The organism is Shewanella sp. SR1, from assembly GCF_020447145.1.
GTDB classification, from domain to species: domain Bacteria; phylum Pseudomonadota; class Gammaproteobacteria; order Enterobacterales; family Shewanellaceae; genus Shewanella; species Shewanella baltica.
Window position 1 is genome coordinate 20,458 of the sequence record NZ_JAJAEF010000015.1, and the last position, 19,777, is coordinate 40,234.

A 19,777-nucleotide genomic window follows, 5' to 3' on the forward strand; every position below is an offset into this window, starting at 1 on the left:
AAAGCGAGATGCATCATGACTAAAGAGATGAACCGTACTCGGTACCTGACCTTAGTTGGTACTATTATCACCCAGTTTGCACTCGGCTCAGTTTACACTTGGAGCCTGTTCAATGCGCAGTTGGCCGCTAAGCTCGACGAGCCTGTCAGCCAAGTGGCGTTTGTATTTGGTTTGCTGAGTTTGTCTTTGGCCGTGGCATCTTCCATGGCGGGCAAATTACAGGAACGCTTCGGTGTGCGTAATGTCACCTTAGGCGCAGGCCTATTACTCGGGCTGGGATTCTTACTCACAGCCCAAGCCAGTAACTTGATGATGCTTTACCTGTGTGCTGGGATTTTAGTGGGCTTTGCCGATGGCACTGGCTACTTAATGACTTTATCTAACTGCGTGAAGTGGTTCCCCGAACGCAAAGGGCTGATTTCGGCGTTAGCGATTGGCGCCTATGGTCTAGGTAGCCTTGGATTTAAGTACATCAACGTGCTGTTACTCGAAAATACTGGCCTTGAAACTACCTTCCAACTTTGGGGCTTAATCGCCATGGCGCTGGTGTTGTGTGGCGGCATGTTGATGAAAGATGCCCCAGCACAATCAGCCGCAAGTCAGCTGGCCGAGAGCCGCGACTTCACCCTCGCAGAAGCCATGCGTAAACCACAATACTGGATGTTGGCATTGATGTTCCTGTCGGCCTGTATGAGTGGTTTGTATGTGATTGGTGTAGCGAAAGATATCGGCGAGAAGATGGTCGACTTGCCAGTATTGGTCGCTGCTAATGCGGTTGCGGTAATTGCCATGGCGAACCTCAGTGGTCGTTTGGTGCTGGGTATCCTGTCGGACAAAATTCCTCGCATTCGGGTTATTTCGCTGGCGCAGATCATCACTTTAGTCGGTATGGTGTTACTGCTGTTTGTACCTTTGAATGCTAATCTGTTCTTCGTCGCCGTAGCCTGCGTTGCCTTTAGTTTTGGTGGCACAATTACTGTTTATCCCTCACTGGTGAGCGACTTCTTCGGCCTGAATAACCTAACTAAAAACTATGGGGTTATCTACTTAGGTTTTGGTGTCGGCAGCATTATCGGTTCGATTGTCGCCTCGTTATTCGGTGGCTTTATTGCGACCTTCAACGTGATTTTAGTGCTGCTGGTGGTGGCGTTAGTGATGTCATTAACCATACGTATGCCAGAGCCTAAAACCCCAGTGTCAGCCAAGAAAGCGACTAAGAGTACACCGCGCTTAGTGAACATGACGGCAGAATCGGCTTAAGCACAAACACTTAGTCCGGCTTAGCCAAAAGCTAAAACAAAAATCCGCAGCTAAATGGCTGCGGATTTTTTGCTTTTTTATCACCTCAACAACAGGTAACTTGATAGCCATAAAGCGTTATTCAGGATGTGTTGATGTTAACGGACCCTCTTTTTTGGTTAGTGGCGATACCCGCAGTCTTGATTACGGGGATTTCTAAATCCGGTTTTGCGGGTGGTGTGGGCGGCTTAACTGTCCCGCTATTGGCGCTGGCCATTAGCCCTACCACAGCGGCGGCGCTTATGTTGCCGCTGCTGATTTATATGGATTTTTTAAGTGTGCGTTCTTGGTGGGGGCAACATAATCCGCGTCATTTATGGATATTACTGCCCGCGGCAATAGTGGGTATTTTTATCGCTTATCTGTTGTTTGATAGGTTGAATGAAGAATATCTACGGGCGATTTTAGGCTGTGTGTCCCTCGGTTTTGGTTTGTATGGTTTGATTCTGGGGGATAAAACCCAAGCATCACCTTCACCTCTAGTAGGACGCTTGTGTGGCTTAACAGCAGGATTTACTAGCTTTGTTGCCCATGCGGGCGGGCCGCCACTCAACGCTTATTTGTTACCGCTGCGTTTGGCTAAGGCAGAATTTTTAGCCACGGCTGTGGTATTTTTTGCTGTGGTAAATCTGGTCAAGCTTATCCCCTACAGTTTGCTTGGGCAGATTAACCAAGAGAATATTTTAGTTTCTCTGTTACTGGTGCCGCTGGCATGGCTAGGGGTAAAGCTAGGTTTGTTTATTCAAGATAAAATTAACGACAGGTTATTTAAACGCATCATCTTGATTTTAATGGTGCTGGTGGGCGTGCGTTTATTGTCGACGGCGTTATAGTTTTAAGCTTTGGGTTACATTAGTCTGCTAGAGTGCGCGGGTGTTGGGGCATTTTGATCCCCAGCCGCCCTGAATTTACCTGATAAAAACTCAAAATTACGTTACTGTGAAATCTGCCTGCAATGAGTTTGAAGCTATGAAACGATTATTGATAGTTATCTTAGCCTTAGGCCTTGGCGCTTGTGCTAGCGCGCCAGAACCTAACCCTGTGGTAAAGCAAGTTGAACCCGCCACGGTTTGGAACGATAGCAATATCTCCGAACTGCATTCTGAGTGGCGCGGTGTGCCCTATCGTTTAGGCGGTGGCACTAAGCGGGGCATAGATTGCTCGGCCTTTGTGTCGGTTGCCTATCAGAAGATGTTGGGTATGACCTTGCCGCGCACGGTTGAAGAACAGCAAGCCCTAGGGAAACCTGTGCCGAGAAATCAACTGCGCAAGGGCGACTTGGTATTTTTCAAGACAGGTTGGAGCACGCACCATGTCGGCATTTATGTGGGAGACGATAATTTCCTCCATGTTTCCACTAGCCAAGGGGTGAAGATTTCGAGCCTGCATAACAGTTATTGGGCGTCTAAGTATTGGAATGCACGGCGAATTTAGCACATCTTCTTTATGCACTTTCTTTTATGCACTTGGGCTGATGAGTTAGCGGAGACAATATGTCCTTAGAGCCTGCGTTATCCCAGAGTGACCCTTTACCGACTTCTGTTTTTCTCGCCATTTTCTCGGCCGTATTCTTGCCCATGTTTTTGGCGGCGGTCGATCAAACCTTACTCGCAACGGCGACGCCAGCCATAGTTGAAGATCTTGGCGGCCTGCGCCAAGCCTCGTGGATCACTATCGGTTATATGCTGGCGATGGCCGCTTCTGTGCCGATTTATGGCTGGTTAGGGGATAACTTCGGTCGCGCGAAAATCCTGATGATCGCCATAGTGATTTTTGCACTGGGATCCATCGTTTCGGCGAGTGCGGGCACTATGGATCACATGATCGCCGGACGTATTTTGCAGGGCATGGGCGGTGGCGGCTTGATGAGTTTGTCTCAATCTTTGATTGGCGAGTTAGTCCCCATTCGGCAGCGGGCGCGTTTCCAAGGGTATTTTGCCGCAATGTTTACCCTCGCGAGTGTTGGCGGCCCTGTCATTGGCGGTATTGTGGTGCACGCTTATTCGTGGCATTGGCTATTTTGGGCGAATATTCCACTGGCTATGCTAGCGGTATGGCGACTCAATGGGCTGCATAAGCGCAGCGTTAAACCCGTACGCCAAGGCAAGTTTGATTTAGTGGGCGTGGTCTTGTTTCCGACCATTATCACCGCACTGTTATATTGGTTATCTGTGGCGGGGCAAGAGTTTGCTTGGCTTTCTGCGACCAGCTTAGGCTTTGCCGTCTTTGTGGTGTTCGGCATTTTAGGCTTGTTATTGTGGGAGCGGCGATTGGCGAGCCCGTTTCTGCCGTTAGATTTACTGGCGAAGAAGGCCGTGTATATGCCACTGCTGACGGCGGCGTTGTTTGCGGCCTGTTTGTTTGCGATGATCTTCTTCCTGCCGATTTATCTGCAAGTGGGTTTACACACTAATCCCGCCAAAACCGGCTTGCTGCTCTTGCCTATGACCTTTGGTATTGTCACTGGCTCGACGATTGCGGGCCGACTGTTAAGCAAAGATGTCGCGCCTAAGTGGTTGCCGACCTTTGGTATGGGCTTAGCTTTCATCGGCTTGTTATTGATTAGCTTTGTGCCGCCTAATGCCAATGTGATCGGCGGCTTAGGTGTGTTGGTCGGAATAGGATTAGGCACTGTGATGCCAAGCGTGCAGCTTGTGGTGCAGAGCGTGTCTGGCAAAGCGCGACTCAGCCAGATCACGGCCATGGTGTCGCTGTGTCGTTCTATGGGTGCTGCTATTGGTACTGCGCTGTTTAGTGTGCTGCTTTATAGTCTGTTGCCACTCACGGGTTCAGAGCTTGGCATCGCCGCCATTAAAACACTGCCGACAGAGGTAGTGCATCACGCCTTCCAATATGGATTTATGGCCGCTGCGGGTGTGGCATTGTGTGCCGCGATAGTCGGTTTTCTATCCCCTGCAACGGCATTAAAAGATCACGATAGCGAAACTGCGCATTAAGCCTAGATTTGCAGGTGCACGACCCATTTAAGCCGTGTACTATTTGCGCTGAGCCGTATTTTTGTGGCCTTATTCGATTCCAGGACATAAGCATGACAACAACAAAACACTGGACCCTAAAGAGCATAGCCAACGAGTTGGGTGTCTCTAATGCCACTGTTTCTAACGCGTTTAATCGCCCCGACCAATTATCGGAAAAACGTCGTAACGACATTTTAGCTGCCTGCACTAAGTTGGGATATTTCGGGCCAAATAAAGCGGCTCAATCCCTACGCAAGGGCAAGTTCGATACTGTCGCCTTGGTATTGTCGGACAGCGTGGAATACATGGTGTCTGATCCCGTCGCCAGTAAATTTATGAAGGGCGTAGCCTCTGTCTTGGAGCAAGAGAAACTCAATTTGCTACTGTTTTCGGGCAGCTCAGACAGCGTGAATGCGGTGGCCGACTTTGTGGATGGTTTTATTTGTTATGGTCGCCCGCGCAATGCCCTGTTGGCCGAGCAATTAAAGCAGGTAAAGAAAAAGGTCGTCACGGTCGATTTTGATATCCACCGCAATGCATCTGTGAGCATAGACAATAAGTTAGCTGCCTATGAAGTAGCGAAACTGGCATTGCAGTCGCCCGCGGACAATGTGGCCATTTTGGGGCTACGTTTGCTTGATACCCACTTAACTTGCCGCGTTTATGATTTGAATTTGTTAGAAATCGACACCTCTGTTGCCCATCAAAGATTACAGGGTTACTTGCAAGCGATTGAAGAAGTGGGCGTTGTACTGGGGCAGGACCGCATTTGGAATATCCCCGAGAGCAATGCCGACTATGCGGCGATAGCGGCAAAAGAAGCATTGAACTCGACTCCACGGCCGAATGTGTTTTTATGCATGAGTGACTTAATCGCCTTGAGTGTGCTCGGTGAGGCGCAGGCCATGGGGCTGAATGTTCCCGAAGATGTGCGAGTCGTGGGCTTTGATGGCATAGATGAAGGCACACGTTCAAATCCGCCGTTAACGACTGTCTATCAATACTCTGAGCAGAAGGGCCGAAAAGCGGCGCAAATGTTTGTTAGTGACGCCGTGCATGCGGAAGTTTTGGGTTATGAATTACGTCTCGGTAAGAGCTGCTAATCGCTACATCTTTTAACTAAAAAAGGCGCATTCAATGCGCCTTTTTGCTATCTCAAAACTATACCGCTTAGCTTGAACTTAAACTCAAGCCCGAACAGGAACGCAAGCTTATGCTTGAGCCAACAGTTTTGATAACGACACTTGTGTCTCTTTACCTTGCTTATCTAAAAGGATAATTAGGCCATCTTTATTGGCAAAGTCGAGGGTGAGACTTGCCTGCGAATCGGCCGCTGTCCAAGATAAGGTTAACGTGCGTTCTGCTGATGCCATCGTAAAGCGGCCATCGAAGGCTGGGCTGCTATTACGCAGTTTAATCAGCTGAGTCAGCGCCTTAACGACAGGTTTCTGCATGGCTTGCTGCACTTTTTCACGGTTCAAGTAAGGACGATTAATATCGCGACCGACATGGGTGTTGTTGAGCAGCTCCATATCGTTTGGAATCGCCAGCAGACCCGCGTAATACACCTGCGGAATACCCGGTGCGAAAAACTGAATCGCCCGCGCCATCAAGTAATCTAGGTCATTCTGACCGAGGGCATCGTAATAGGTGCAGTTGATTTGATACAAATCGACGTTGCTGGCGGCCGCGCCTGTGGCTTGTAGACTCTCGCCCTTACTGTTGCCATGTATGGTTTCAACCAGATTATCGATTTGATTTTCGGTCAATAATCCGCGCAAGCCATCCATAGGGCCGACGTCGATAATACCGATGCCGTCGTGGGTGTCGAGTACGGTAATGCAGTTGCGTGGCGCCATTTCCAGCCAGTGGGTCAAGGCTTGGCAATCTTGGCTAAACAGCGTGTGCAAGATGAGCGGTGGGAGGGCGAAGTCGTACACCATGTCGACCCGCTTGGCGATTTCGACCTGAGTCATGTGGTGCGAATGGATTTCGGCCAGCGTTGTCATACCTAACGCATTGGCTTGCTTAGCTAACTTATCCACGAACTCGAAGGACTCTTCAATCATAAAGCAGCTAGTGCCGGGCTTTTTAATTGCATAACCCGCAGCATCTAAGCGGATCAGATTCACTTTACTGTGGTCGAAACGCGCCAGCACTCGGTTTAAATAATCTTTACCCGCGGCGGAATGAACGTCGATATCGATTTGATTGCGGGTAAAGGTGGTCCAAAACTCTTCGGTCGAGCCATCGGCTAAGGTGTAAGTGCTAAAACAACTGCCCGGACGCGGACGATAGATAGCGGCTTGATCTTGCTCGCTTAACCCCTCAGGAAATACCTTGTCTTTGGTTAAAAATAAATCCCAGTAAGCCGATTGTTTGCCGTGCTTGAGCACGTCTTTAAATTCTGGCGATTCGGCGGACATGTGGTTAACGATAAGGTCGGCCATGATGTCGTAGTCGTCACCAATGCGTTTAACGTCATCCCAATTGCCTAAGCGTGAATCGACTTGCACATGGTCTATCGGATCGAAACCCGCATCGCTGCCGTCAATGGGGAAATAGAAAGGCAAAAGATGTACGCCGCCGAATAGACCTTGCAACTCGTCATCGAGTAGCGCTTTGAGCTCCTTGAGCCCTGCATTGGTAATTCTGTCGACATAGGTGATCAGTTGCACTTGGTTTTTCATACTTTGCCCACGCTTGAGTTGTCTTTTTAGAGTAAAGGTTTATGGCAATCCTTTAATTGATTGCACAACTAAACTTAATCGATTAAGTTATATATTTAACCAATATGAAACATTATTCAAGTGGTTTGTTGGATTTTTGAGTTAGTCTCAAGTTTTGGGGGAGGCTGGCTCACTGCTGTACACAAAAGCCTAAACCCTTTCAGCATGCTGTTACTGAGCTGATGAGAGCGAGTAGGTATAATAACGATAAGGTGAAATGGTATGGTAAGTGATTCAAAAGGTTGCGATAACCGCAATCACACCCGTATTCGGGTACTCACATATTTAATGTTTTTCATGTTCGCTATGACCTCAGATGCCGTGGGCGTCATTATTCCTGAGTTGATATCCCAGTTTGGTTTGTCCATGTCGCAGGCCAGTGCTTTCCATTATATGCCGATGATTTTTATCGCGATGAGTGGACTGTTTTTAGGCTTCTTAGCAGATAAGATTGGGCGTAAGTTAACCATTCTATTGGGGTTATTATTATTCGCGCTCGCCTGTTTTATGTTCGCGCTGGGGGAGTCGTTTTACTATTTCTTGTTCCTACTCGCCTTTGTCGGCACGGCGATTGGCGTCTTTAAAACCGGCGCACTCGGGCTTATTGGCGATATCTCGACTTCCTCAAAACAGCATTCGAGCACTATGAATACGGTGGAGGGCTACTTTGGTGTGGGTGCCATGATAGGGCCGGCCATCGTCAGTTATTTACTGATCAGCGGCGTCTCTTGGAAATATTTGTATTTTGGCGCGGGTTGCTTCTGTTTAGTGCTGTGCTGGTTAGCTTACCGGGCGGATTATCCACAAATTAAACGTTCCTCGACGGATGCCATTAACCTTGGCAGCACCTTTAAGATGATGAAAAACCCTTATGCATTAGGGTTTTCACTCGCGATAGGTTTATACGTTGCCACCGAAGTGGCGATTTACGTGTGGATGCCGACCTTGCTGCAAAGCTATCAAGGTGATTACACCACCTTGGCCGCTTATGCCTTGACGATCTTCTTTACCCTGCGTGCGGGTGGGCGCTTTTTAGGGGGGTGGGTGCTCGATCGCTTTCCGTGGCAGCAAGTGATGTTCTGGTTTAGCTTCGCGATAAGTGCTTGTTATCTTGGGTCTATGATCTACGGCATTGAGGCCGCTGTTATCTTGTTGCCCTTGTCCGGGCTGTTTATGTCGATGATGTATCCCACGCTCAATTCTAAGGGGATTAGTTGTTTTCCCGTAGATCAGCATGGCTCTGTGGCTGGGGTGATTCTGTTTTTTACTGCCGTGTCCGCTGCCGTTGGGCCCTTGTTGATGGGGTTAGTGGGCGATATTTTCGGCCATGTTAAATATGGCTTCTACCTCGCCACTGGTTTTGCCATTTTGTTATGCCTCCTGAGCGGATTTAATCTCGTTAAAGATCCTGCTCGTCATTTGTTAACGGCTGAAGCGCACTAATTGGGGTTGTGACAGAAAATATTTTTCTGTCACATTTCTTTAATTAATCAATACTTTGACCTAATTCATCCAGAGTGCGAACCAAAACTGTGCAAAAAACGCACTTGCTTTTTGTTGTTAAGTTGCTAACTTGTTAACTTAATCGATTAAGTTAATTCGAGGTTAAGTTCGATATGGCCTTGAGCAATCACTAAGATGGTTCTTCGATTAATCACAATTCGGTAGATGCAGCCATGGGGAGATAGGGCTGCATCTCAAATATGGGTGGGGACATAAAAATGATAAAAAGCACATCACAGAAATTCTTGTTAAGTACATTGGCCGTGTTGGTGAGTTCTCACCTTTGGGCAGCCGAAGCACCACAACAGGAAGAAGCCAAGAAAGACGCGTTAGGTTTAGAAAGAATTACCGTGACTGGGGTTGCCCGCGGCACTCGTGTTATGGACTCGAGTGTGTCAGTCAGCAGCGTGTCACTGGCTGAGCTGGAAGTGAGCTCACCACGTTCATCGGCCGAGGCATTTCGTATTATTCCGGGGATGAAGGTTGAGTCTACTGGTGGCGAAGGTAACGCTAACATTGCCGTGCGTGGTTTACCTGTGGCGTCTGGTGGTGCTAAGTTCCTACAAATTCAAGAAGATGGATTGCCAATCCTACAGTTTGGCGATATCGCCTTCGGTAACGCAGACATCTTTTTACGCTTAGATTCAACAGTGCAAACCATTGAATCTATCCGTGGTGGCTCGGCATCGACTGCAGCCAGTAATGCGCCCGGCGGCATTATCAACGTGATCAGTAAAACGGGCACCTCGGATTCGGGCAGTGTTGCTACCACTCTAGGGCTGGATTACGACACTTTCCGTACCGACTTTGAATACGGCACTAGCATCAACGACAGCCTGCGTTTCCATGTGGGCGGTTTTGTGCGCACGGGCGAAGGCCCACGCGACGCTGGCTATAACGCCAACAAAGGCGGCCAGATCAAAGCTAACTTAACCAAAGAATTCGATAAGGGTTATGTTCGTCTGTATTTCAAACATTTAGACGATAAAAGCATTGGTTACTTACCTATGCCTATGTACTCGGATGGCAGTTCAATCCCAGGTTTTGATGCTAAATCCGATGCGATTCAATCCGCTTATTTCCAATCAACCTTGAGCTTAGGTGCCGATGGCGAACGTCGCCGTGGCGATATGCGCGATGGCATGAATCCTGTGGTTAATTCTGTCGGCTTAGAAGCCTCCTTTGATTTAGGTAACGATTGGCAGGTCGAAAACCGTTTCCGTTTCTCCGATGTGAGCGGTAACTTCATCGCGCCATTCCCAGCCGAAGTGGCAAACGGTAGCGACATCGCGACCAGTATTGCAGGCACTGGCGCTAAGTTGATTTACGCCAATGGACCTAATTCTGGTAGTCAGATGGACGGTTTAGCCATGCGTATCAATACCTTTGATGTGCAGATGAATGACTTTGGCTCAATCGTAAACGACTTCAAATTGACTAAAACCTTCGACGATACCAGCGTGACCTTAGGTTATTACAATGCGGTGCAAAATATCAGCATGACCTGGATGTGGAACTCTTATCTGATGGAAGTAAAAGGCGATAATGCCGCGCTATTAGATGTGGTTGCCGCCGATGGTACGGCATATTCTGACAACGGCCTCTATGGTTATGGCGTGCCTTACTGGGGAAATTGTTGCCAACGTAATTACGATACCGACTACACCATTAAAGCGCCTTACCTCGCGTTAGCCTCGAGTTTTGGTGACTTATCGCTCGATGCCAGTGTGCGTTATGACAGTGGTGATGCGAGCGGTAACTACGCAGGTAGCGTGCAATCGCAAGTGGATATGAATCTCGATGGGGTGATTTCAATCCCTGAGCAGAGCGTGTCTTCCATCGATAATGCGAATCCTCAGCCAGTGAACTACGATTGGAGCTACACCTCTTACTCATTAGGTGCTAACTATCAGTTTGCCAGTGACTTAGCTGCTTTTGCACGCTTGAGTCATGGTGGCCGCGCCAATGCCGACCGTCTGTTATTTGGTAAGGTGCGTGCCGATGGTTCAGTGGCGAAGGAAGATGCGGTTGATATCGTTGACCAGTATGAATTAGGTGTTAAGTACCGTTACGATGATCTGTCTGTGTTTGCGACGGCGTTCTACTCAGAAACCGAAGAGCAAAACTTTGAGGCCACCAGCCAACGTTTCTTCGACCGTAAGTACAAAGCCAAAGGTATCGAAATCGAGTCGGCCTATTTTATCGGTGACTTCGACTTTAGAGGCAACCTGACCTGGACCGATGCTGAGATTGCTAAAGATGCATTAACGCCAGAAGTGGTGGGTAACACCCCAAGAAGACAGGCTGACTTTATCTACTCTTTGATGGGCCGTTACAACTTTGACCAAGGTTCAGTGGGCGTTAATTTAATCGGTACCACGGATTCTTATGCTCAAGATAATAACGACTTAAGTTTCGACGGCTACAACCAAGTGAATGCCTTTGCGACTTACAATCTGACCGAAGCCATGAGTGTGTCTTTAAACGTCAACAACTTGTTTAATGTCACGGGTATTACTGAGGCGGAAGAAGGCTCAATCCCTGATAACAATATCATCCGTGCCCGTACCATTAATGGCCGCACCACGAGTGCGACGCTTAAATACGAGTTCTAAGCGGATCTTGCTACAGAAACTGTTTTTACAGAAAAAATGCTAAGCCCAAAACAGCCCATGAAAGTGGGCTTTTTGCCTGCTACAAAGTGCAGAATATAGAAAACAAAGTTGGAGTGAAAATGACGGTATTACTCAGTTTCGGTGAGGTGTTAGTGGACTTGCTGCCAACCGATGCCACGGGCAAACATCATCAGCCGATTGCGGGTGGCGCGCCCGCCAATGTGGCGGTGGGTTACGCTAAACTCGGCGGTAAGAGTTACTTTGCCGGCGGCATCAGTGCAGATCATTATGGTGTTATGTTAAAGCAAGCCCTTGCAGAGCAGGGCGTGGCGATCGATTATTTGGCCGAAGTGCCGGGCGCCGCTACCGCGACTGTGTTGGTCAATTTAGATGAACAGGGTGAGCGCACCTTTGAGTTCAACCGAAATGGCACAGCCGACATGCGCTACAGCAATCAGCATTTTGACAATATCCCATGGCAGGGAATTGATATCTTTCATCTTTGCTCGAATACCTTTACCGAAACCGCCATCTTTAACACTAGCCTTTATGGTGCGCGTTGTGCCAATGCATTCGCGACCTTAGTGAGTTTCGATGTGAACCTGCGTTTATCCCTGTGGCAGGATACGTCCTTGCTGGCCGAGCGTGTTGAGCAGTGTTTTCGCTACACTCAAGTGCTGAAAATGAGCCGTGAAGAAGCGGACTATTTAGCGCTGGCGCGGGATAAGAGCTTTGAAGATTATCTGCAGTTCTGCCTCGCCCAAGGGGTTGAGGTGATTTTGGTCACCGATGGCGCCAACCCAGTGCAATGCATCACAGCGCAGCAAAGGTTTAGCGTTCCCGTCCCCAAAATCTCAGCCGTCGATACCACGGCCGCGGGCGACAGTTTTATCTCAGGCTTCCTGTTCGCCTTAGGCTTAGAGCTGGAATACGATTTAGGCAATTTGACCTTGAAACAAAGGCTCGAAAGCAAAGCGCACTTAGAGGCGGCGGTGGGGTTTGCAACTCGCTGTGGCGCAATTACCTGCGGGCAAAAAGGCGCGTTTCCCTCCTTACCTACGTTGGCGCAGGTTAGCTAAACCTGACTGCATTAACGATAAAATCCAAGGCGAGCCTGTTGAGTTTGCCTTGGATTTTTTGTCTTTTAGTTTTTCCGCCCACCATTTTTCAATAGCATAGCGCGAACCCAATCACGTTTTAGTCGCCCCCTTTTCCGAGCATTTATGCTATTTTAGCTGCGACTTAAGGTCGAAGCTGCAGCGGCTTCTTCCATGCTAGATGTCGACATTTTTTATTTCGGCAGGGTTTTATTTCAACATCATTGGGGATTTCCTATGAGCAAAGCAAAAATCGGTATTGTGACGGTAAGCGATCGCGCCAGCGCGGGGATTTATGAAGATATCTCAGGCAAGGCGATTATCGACACGCTCAACGACTACCTCACCAGCGAGTGGGAGCCGATTTATCAAGTGATCCCCGATGAGCAGGATGTGATTGAAGCGACGCTGATCAAAATGGCCGACGAGCAAGATTGCTGTTTGATTGTCACCACTGGCGGCACTGGCCCAGCGAAACGCGATGTCACCCCAGAAGCCACAGAAGCCGTATGCGATCGCATGATGCCAGGCTTTGGTGAGTTGATGCGCGCTGAGTCATTAAAATTTGTCCCCACTGCCATTTTATCGCGCCAAACCGCAGGCTTACGGGGTGATTCATTGATCGTGAACTTGCCCGGCAAGCCAAAATCGATTCGCGAATGTTTAGATGCCGTGTTCCCCGCCATTCCGTACTGTATCGACTTGATGGAAGGCCCGTATTTAGAGTGCAACGAAGCCGTGATCAAGCCATTCAGGCCTAAGGCTAAGTAATCTTGCAATTGAGTATGTAAAAAATAAAGCCACTGAAAATTCAGTGGCTTTATTTTTTTGTGAGCTGAGGGCTCATAACTGATTAATCTGTTGCTTTAGATCGTACTCTGGCTCTGTCACTATTTTTTCAAGCACTTGCACTCGCTCGATTAGCGCTTGGTTTTGTAGGCTGAGTTGAGTCACTTTATCCATAAGGTGGCTATCGTCTGTGGCGCCTACTCCAAGTTGGCGCGCCTTTAGATAGTGTTTAAACATCTCAGTGGCACTGATTCCTATGATGAAGGTGACCATAATCACCATTAAGACATATTCGTTTTCCATAACAAACTCCCATTACTGTTGAGGTTTTCAACTTGGGAACGACATGATAGTCGTTCCCAAGTTTGTCGGTTAAAGTTTATTGCCCCAAGTTTATCAATCGAAGCATCCTACAAACCGAAGATCACTTTTTCACTCTTGAGCGACCTTTCCATGCCAAAGGCGAGTAGTACCGCGATGGCGAGTGTGCCTAAGGTCGAAACGAATAACTGCAACATGGGCAAGTCTTTACCTTTGATAAAGTCCATTAATGCCTGTTGCTGACCCGAGACCGGCAGCCACTGCAGCATATCTGGCGCTATGTTGTAGCTGGCGGCCATCGACAAGGCTAAGGGTACAAACAGCACCATAGTCAGATAGGACTGTGCTTCCTTAAAGGTTTTCGCCATAAAAGACACAAACAATTGCAGGCAAGCGGCCATTAACGCAACAGGGATACCGACCACTAACATCAGCGCCATAAATTCTGTGGTGATGTTGACGCTAAAGCCTAACTCCTGCCAAGGTACAAAGGTGTAGGCGACTTTAGACACCAGCAAAATCAGCACTAAGCCTAAGAGGGCAAACAGACTCACGGCGATGATTTTCGACAGCACTAACTGGCGTGTGGTCAATGGATGACTGAGTAACAGAGCTAGCGAGTTACGTTCGCGCTCACCCGCGCTAGTATCTATGGCGAGGTTCATGCCCGAGATAAATACCGAGTAAATCATAGTGAAAATCGCGATACCTAAGATCATCCCGCCCTTCGAATCTGTGGTCGCTTGGTCGTGGACACTGACCTTCAGTGGCTGCATCACGCGGGGATCGATACCGCGGGCAATCAGCCGTAGGCTGCCCATTTCTGTGCTGTAGGACTGCAGTTGCTTCTCGAGTCTGCGAATCGAGTTTTGCAGTTTTTCATCGGAATTATCGGCAACAATAGTGATCTCGGCGCCTTTGCCCTGATTCATCTGCGCGGCATAGTCGGGACTGATGATAAGCTCTATGGCTTTAAGCTCACTGTCCTTCGCTTCACCACTGCTGATGCCTTTATTAGATAAAAAGCGCACTAAATCCGGCGCTTTATCGGGATTGGTGATAGTGATTTTTAGATCGTCTGGACTTGTCAGCTGACCAATTAACACCATAAACAGGCCGCACATGATCAGCGGCGTGCCGATGGCGTAATAAAGCCCCGCCATCACAGAGCGCTTATCGCGGGCGGCATCGATGAGTTCTTTACGAACCATAGCCATTATTTTATTCATGCTGTCATTCCTTTAACCATGTTCTTAAATGCCACGCCTTTACATATCAAGCTCTTAAAGGTTAAAACCTGCGGGCGTAATCTTTGCTGAGTCATCATGCCGCTATCCCTTCATCTGTACCGATCAGTTGAATAAAGGCTTCTTCGAGTGTGTCTTTGCCCGTTTGGGTGCACAGTTCAGTTGGGCTACCAATGGCGACGACTCTGCCCTGGGCCATGACGATCACTTGGTCACATAGCGCGGCGACTTCTTGCATCACATGGCTAGAGAACAGCACGCAATGTCCTTGATTCTTAAGGTCGATAAGAATGTCACGCAGCAGGCGAGTGCTCATCACATCGAGTCCACGGGTTGGTTCGTCGAGGATAATATTACTCGGGCTGTGGACTATGGCTTGTGCGAGGGCGGTTTTCATCCTTTGGCCTTGGGAGAAGCCTTTGCAGCGGCGATCGCTAATGTCTTCTAAACGTAATTTAGCAATCACTAGGCTGGTGGCCTCCTTAGCATCCTTGGATGATAAGCCGCTTAGCTCGGCAAAATAACGAATGTATTCGCGTGGGGTTAAGCGTTCGTACAGACCAAAAGGGTCGGGGAATAATCCGAGTTGCTGCTTAGCGCCGATAGGGTCGAGGGCGACATCTATGCCTTCGATTTCTGCTTTGCCGTTATCGGGTTTCAGCAAGCCAAAAATCGTGCGTAAGCAGGTAGTTTTACCCGCGCCGTTGGGGCCGAGTAATCCTGTTATTTGGCCGTTTTGTGCGACGAAGCTTAAGTCATTGAGCGCCTGCACGTCACCGATGCGCTTGGAAAGATTGGATACTTTGATCATGGCTTACTCCTTGGCCCCAGTGCTGGCGTTATCATCTGCGGTGGTTTTTGTGCTGGTCGCATCAAGCGGTTCTACCGAGCTGGCATTTAAATAAAAGCTGCGGCGCACATCTTTCTTTAAACATTCGCCGTCGAGATCGTTCACGGAACCCGAGCGAACGAGATCGGCGATAAGGTTATTAGCGCAGGATTGATAGGCCACGCCGTGGGTCGCATAGGGGGCGACAAAGTGCTTGGCATTGGTGAGTTTTTCCATCGCTAATTCGCCCCAACTCGGTGGTGTCGCAGGGTCGATTTCGCCGGATAACAACAAGGTCGGAATATCGCTGCTGATGGGCTCGCTAAAGCTGTCATCGACCGCGGGGACTTTCCATACTTCACACGTGGCTTCTAAGCCTTCGAGCATAGTTTTGCCCATAAAGGAATGCTGAGCCTGCTCGCGCATAGCTGGGGTAATACGGTGCATATCTTCGCCACAGACCACGGATGCGTGCATACCCATCGCCATGCCAGCATTGTCGATAGTGAGGGAATACAAACCGAGTATGGGTTGGAAGTTGTGTTTCGCGGCTTGATGAATCGCATGGGGCACTAAGGCGCGCACATTGGCTTGATACAGCGCCATGCGGATGGAGCCGTAGAACTTACCGCGCGTCATTGTCAGCATGGTCTTTTCACCTGTGACAGGATCGTAGACGTTTTCCATCACAGGCGCTTTGGCGAGTGAGGCCGCGACTTGGTCGAATTCGGCTTTCAGCTCAGGGAATTGCGTATGACAAGTGGCGGTTTCTTGGCAATCTTTAAAGAGTAAATCAAAGCCCCGATCAATCGACGCGCCGATTTCTAATACGCTTTGTTGCATCGGCACTATGCCGTCTAAGGTCACTGTGGCTAAGTGTGCCGGGTATAAACGCATGTAAAGCTGCGCCATACGCGTGCCGTAGGAGATGCCGTAAACATGCAGTTTTTTGTAGCCTAAATGCTGGCGCACAGCTTCGAAGTCTTTGATCGCGTTGAGGCTACCGTATTGGGTGACGTCGGCATCGATTTTGGCTAAGCATTTTTGGGTTTCGGCTAAAGTGTCGGCATTGTCATCATCGAATGACAGTGGAGATTGCGCGCCTTCATCACAGGTCAGCAGATTCGAGCGGCCTGTGCCCCTTTGGTCGATCAGCAAGATATCCCGCTGTTGGCGGACTTTGCTCAGCATGGCATCGAAACCCGCGGCATTGTCTATGGCCGATTGTCCTGGGCCTCCGGCAATGGCGAGCAAGGCTTCTTCATGGTTGACGTTTTTCACCGCGGGCAAGACGACGTAATGCACTTGGATCTGTTTGCCATCGGGTTTGTTAGGGTTTTCTGGCACAGTCACAAAACCGCATTTTAGGCGATCGGATACGCCTTCCACATAACAAGTGTCTGTGTTATTCGCCATGTTCCTAGCGATATCAGCCGCCGCTAGTATCTGTTGGCTTTTCACATCACTCGCCCACGTCGTCGTACTTGCCATCGCCAGCATAAGTGCGCTCATGCTTAACATGCGCCATGTGGCATTAGCGCCATGCCGTGACCGAGTTGGCGAAGGGCGTTGAGCGGTTTTGCTTAACTTCCTGTGTGTCATGCTATCTATCATGCGCGCTTTCCTTTTTGCATTTCAGGACGAGTGTGTTAATTTAACTACCAGTGTATCGGTGTATCAATGTATTAATACAGTGTGTAGAGGCTAATGTTAGAACTTTTAAATGTCAACCCCAGTAGTGGTGAACCAATTTACAAGCAATTACACGAACAAGTCGTGCGTTTAATTGTGGGCGGTCAACTGCAAGTGGATGATGTCTTGCCCTCTGTGCGCCAGATTGCCGAGTATCTTGCGGTGAATCCTATGACTGTCTCCCGTGCGATTCAGCAGCTTGTCGATCAGGGGTGGCTCGAGCGCCGCCGCGGCCAAGCGACAAAAGTCGCGCTGCGCACTGAGACTATGGCATCGGGGGTGAGCATGCTCGAACCCCAACTCGATGCTTTGTTGTCGCAGGCTAAACAGTTAGGCGTCAGCCTGTCCGAGTTAATGCAATTGATAAATGAACGCTGGCAAGACTAGCGTTAACCTACTGTCAATTATCGATAAAATAGAATAAAAAAGGATGATATTCGATGGACCAAGCGTGCACACCAATACTTGAATTTAGCCAAGTGAATAAAGTCTTTCGCGGTAAAGGCGCAGGTGAAAAGTGGGCGCTTAAGGATTTATCGTTAACCTTGTCGGCGGGCATGGTGGTTGGGCTATTGGGGCAAAATGGGGCGGGTAAATCGACCCTAATGCGCTGCGCTTTGGGTGTGCTCACGCCGGATTCTGGCAGTATTGTTACCTTAGGCGAAACGCCCGAAAACTTAACCTCAAAGGCAAAGGAGCGCTTAGGTTATGTGCCGCAGCAACCTTTTGGTTATGAAGGTTTTACCATCGAACGGGCTCTCGATTTACACCGCAGTTTTTATCCCAATTGGGACATGCAATTAGAGCAAGATTGGCTAGTACGGTTCGAGTTAGATGTGACCCAACAGGTGCAACGTTTATCTGTGGGGCAAAGGCAATCATTGGCCTTGATTATGGCGATGGCCTATCGCCCTGAGCTATTGATCCTCGATGAACCGGTCGCCAGTCTCGACCCGATTGTGCGGCGCAAATTTATGGTCGATTTGTTCGATCTCGCCCTCGAATCGGGTTCCGCTGTACTGTTTTCATCCCATATCACCTCAGATATCGAGCGGGTTGCCAGTCATGTGGCGCTGATTAAACAGGGTGAATTAGTGCTGTTTAAAGAAATCGATGCCCTACGGGAACAAGTGCGTCTACTCACACTCGCACCCGAAACGGTTTTGCCTGAGTCGGTCACTGTGTTGAGTCGTATCGGTGATTCAGTGCTGGTGGATTTGGGCGAACACAGTGCGCCAATATCGGGCGTGTTAAAGAACGAAGCGCTTAATCTGGAACAGCTTTTTATGGAGCTACACAGATGAGTGCGCCAGAACTAAACATCACGCCGACGGCTAAAATGAAAGGCGCGCGGTTGATGAATCCTTTTAGGGGGATGCTGCGTCTTTGGTGTTTTGACGTCGGCAGTGTGAGCTTTTTAGGTGCTGGCTTACTGGGAATGGTCTTAGGTTGCATTACAGCGTTGCAGGGCAAAAGCGACAGTGCTGAACTGTTGTTTTGTATGGGAATCGTTTCAAGCTCGGCGGCAGTGGCTTGGCAACTCATACGTTTGATGGCGAGCGAATGCGCCCAGTTAATTCCCCATTATCGCCGCCATATTTATATCCAAAGTGCAGTGGTGTTAACCAGCGTATTTGGCGTAAGCGTGTTATTTTGTTTGGCTCTGGGTTCAACGTCTAGCCTACCCACCTTAGTGTTGGCCTTGGTGATGAGTTTTGCCTTTATTTACCTGTGTTTACTCAGCACTCAGTGGTTTTACGCCTCCTTTTTATTGTTTGTTTTAGTGCCGTTTATCTCCTTGATTACAGGTTATATCCCCCTATGGTTAAGCGCGATTGCACTGGTGGCGTTAGGTGCTTTCATTATCCGTATCTGCCGCGCTTTACCTTGGCGTGCTGAGGCGAGAACTGTGTACCTCAATGGCCTCGAAATGGGCTGGTTCTGGCTGCCCAATTTGCAATCGATGCGTATCTTAAGCCGTTTTGAGCGTTATCTGCATCCCACCAATTTTTTTATCGGCCCTATGCTGACGATTTTACTGCTGCTCATACCGGCAGTCTGCTTAGTGCTTGGGGTGTTATCGCACCAATTCCTTCAGAATTTCCCCGTGTTACTGCTGTTGGCACAGTTCAGCGTGATTATGTGTTCGCTGGTGCATTGGAGCCGAGTGCAACGCTCGCGCTCGACAGAAACCTTATTGCTGATGCCAGGATTTGATGGTCGAAAAGGACTCATAGCGGCTTTTTGCCGTGGGCAGCAACGACTGCTGAATGTGGTCGTCGGCATTATGCTGGCGTGTAGTCTGCTGCTGGGTTGGCTCAGTGGTGATTTGAATATGCAGTTAGTAGGTCATCTGGTGCTCAGCACTTACTGGGCCTGCGCTTTGACCTTAGGTTTTGGCTGTATGTGTCGCCGAGTGTTGCATGTCACGCTCACTATGACGGTTGTTGCGGGGCATTCCCTGTGGGTGTCCATCAGCCTTGCATCGTTACGCGATGGCGGCAATCTAGGCGATTGGATTATCTGGGATATGCTCTTAATGATACTTGGGAGCATAGTACTGATTTGGGGCAAGAAAACCCTCTGGAAGGGAGATGTCATTAGCGGCTAAACGGATATAGATTGCAATATTGGGACTCAGCTTGCACAAGATTAGAGCAAAAACTCTTAGTTTTTGA

The 19,777-nt window shown here is 49.0% G+C and carries 17 protein-coding genes; 12 read left to right on the forward strand and 5 right to left on the reverse strand.

What is annotated here, in order from left to right; all coding sequences use genetic code 11:
• The first annotated feature begins 15 nt into the window (after window positions 1-15).
• From KV201_RS14435 to KV201_RS14455, 5 genes are all read left to right on the forward strand, one after another.
• Entirely contained in the window at window positions 16-1,260 is a 1,245-nt protein-coding gene (locus tag KV201_RS14435) for an MFS transporter (RefSeq protein WP_226059740.1), read from the forward strand.
• 134 nt (window positions 1,261-1,394) lie between these two features.
• A complete protein-coding gene (locus KV201_RS14440) occupies window positions 1,395-2,132 on the forward strand; it encodes a sulfite exporter TauE/SafE family protein (RefSeq protein WP_006083762.1) in 738 nt (245 codons plus the stop codon).
• A 136-nt stretch (window positions 2,133-2,268) separates the two neighbouring features.
• Entirely contained in the window at window positions 2,269-2,733 is a 465-nt protein-coding gene (locus KV201_RS14445) for an NlpC/P60 family protein (protein WP_226059741.1), read from the forward strand.
• A 59-nt stretch (window positions 2,734-2,792) separates the two neighbouring features.
• Window positions 2,793-4,256, forward strand: coding sequence for an MFS transporter (locus tag KV201_RS14450; protein ID WP_006084820.1), 1,464 nt, complete (start codon window positions 2,793-2,795; stop codon window positions 4,254-4,256).
• Window positions 4,257-4,348: 92 nt separating this feature from the next.
• Window positions 4,349-5,380, forward strand: a complete 1,032-nt coding sequence (locus KV201_RS14455; protein WP_012196489.1) for a LacI family DNA-binding transcriptional regulator — start codon at window positions 4,349-4,351, stop codon at window positions 5,378-5,380.
• Between the two features lie 108 nt (window positions 5,381-5,488).
• Here KV201_RS14455 and gtfA read toward each other — a convergent pair whose 3' ends face one another.
• The gene (gene gtfA, locus KV201_RS14460) at window positions 5,489-6,967 is read right to left on the reverse strand and encodes a sucrose phosphorylase (protein ID WP_226059742.1); all 1,479 of its coding nucleotides are present in this window, start codon (window positions 6,965-6,967) and stop codon (window positions 5,489-5,491) included.
• Between the two features lie 261 nt (window positions 6,968-7,228).
• Between gtfA and KV201_RS14465 the strand changes: the two genes are divergently transcribed.
• From KV201_RS14465 to mog, 4 genes are all read left to right on the forward strand, one after another.
• Window positions 7,229-8,449 (forward strand): sugar MFS transporter, encoded by a 1,221-nt coding sequence (locus KV201_RS14465; RefSeq protein ID WP_226059743.1) that lies wholly within the window; start codon window positions 7,229-7,231, stop codon window positions 8,447-8,449.
• Window positions 8,450-8,727: 278 nt separating this feature from the next.
• Window positions 8,728-11,124, forward strand: coding sequence for a TonB-dependent receptor (locus KV201_RS14470; RefSeq protein WP_012586370.1), 2,397 nt, complete (start codon window positions 8,728-8,730; stop codon window positions 11,122-11,124).
• Between the two features lie 119 nt (window positions 11,125-11,243).
• A complete protein-coding gene (locus tag KV201_RS14475) occupies window positions 11,244-12,203 on the forward strand; it encodes a carbohydrate kinase (RefSeq protein WP_226059744.1) in 960 nt (319 codons plus the stop codon).
• 255 nt (window positions 12,204-12,458) lie between these two features.
• Complete coding sequence (mog, locus tag KV201_RS14480) at window positions 12,459-12,992, forward strand: molybdopterin adenylyltransferase (RefSeq protein ID WP_006083754.1); 534 nt, start codon at window positions 12,459-12,461, stop codon at window positions 12,990-12,992.
• Between the two features lie 72 nt (window positions 12,993-13,064).
• Here mog and KV201_RS14485 read toward each other — a convergent pair whose 3' ends face one another.
• The 4 genes from KV201_RS14485 to KV201_RS14500 all read right to left on the reverse strand — a co-directional run bounded on the left by KV201_RS14485 (window position 13,065) and on the right by KV201_RS14500 (window position 17,021).
• Window positions 13,065-13,313 carry a hypothetical protein gene (locus KV201_RS14485; protein WP_226059745.1) on the reverse strand — a complete coding sequence of 83 codons (249 nt, stop codon included), beginning with the start codon at window positions 13,311-13,313 and terminating at the stop codon, window positions 13,065-13,067.
• A 107-nt stretch (window positions 13,314-13,420) separates the two neighbouring features.
• Entirely contained in the window at window positions 13,421-14,560 is a 1,140-nt protein-coding gene (locus KV201_RS14490; protein ID WP_226059746.1) for an ABC transporter permease, read from the reverse strand.
• Window positions 14,561-14,654: 94 nt separating this feature from the next.
• Window positions 14,655-15,389 carry an ATP-binding cassette domain-containing protein gene (locus tag KV201_RS14495; protein ID WP_226059747.1) on the reverse strand — a complete coding sequence of 245 codons (735 nt, stop codon included), beginning with the start codon at window positions 15,387-15,389 and terminating at the stop codon, window positions 14,655-14,657.
• Between the two features lie 3 nt (window positions 15,390-15,392).
• Window positions 15,393-17,021 carry an alpha/beta hydrolase gene (locus KV201_RS14500; protein ID WP_226059748.1) on the reverse strand — a complete coding sequence of 543 codons (1,629 nt, stop codon included), beginning with the start codon at window positions 17,019-17,021 and terminating at the stop codon, window positions 15,393-15,395.
• Window positions 17,022-17,114: 93 nt separating this feature from the next.
• On the opposite strand from KV201_RS14500, the gene KV201_RS14505 reads away from it, so the two are divergent.
• From KV201_RS14505 to KV201_RS14515, 3 genes are read left to right on the forward strand one after another with little or no spacing between them, the layout of a single operon-like run.
• Window positions 17,115-17,486 carry a GntR family transcriptional regulator gene (locus tag KV201_RS14505; protein ID WP_226059749.1) on the forward strand — a complete coding sequence of 124 codons (372 nt, stop codon included), beginning with the start codon at window positions 17,115-17,117 and terminating at the stop codon, window positions 17,484-17,486.
• A 53-nt stretch (window positions 17,487-17,539) separates the two neighbouring features.
• Window positions 17,540-18,403 (forward strand): ABC transporter ATP-binding protein, encoded by an 864-nt coding sequence (locus KV201_RS14510; protein ID WP_107403142.1) that lies wholly within the window; start codon window positions 17,540-17,542, stop codon window positions 18,401-18,403.
• A complete protein-coding gene (locus tag KV201_RS14515; protein ID WP_226059750.1) occupies window positions 18,400-19,710 on the forward strand; it encodes an ABC transporter permease in 1,311 nt (436 codons plus the stop codon). Before KV201_RS14510 ends, KV201_RS14515 begins: the two co-directional genes overlap by 4 nt.
• Window positions 19,711-19,777: the final 67 nt, after the last annotated feature.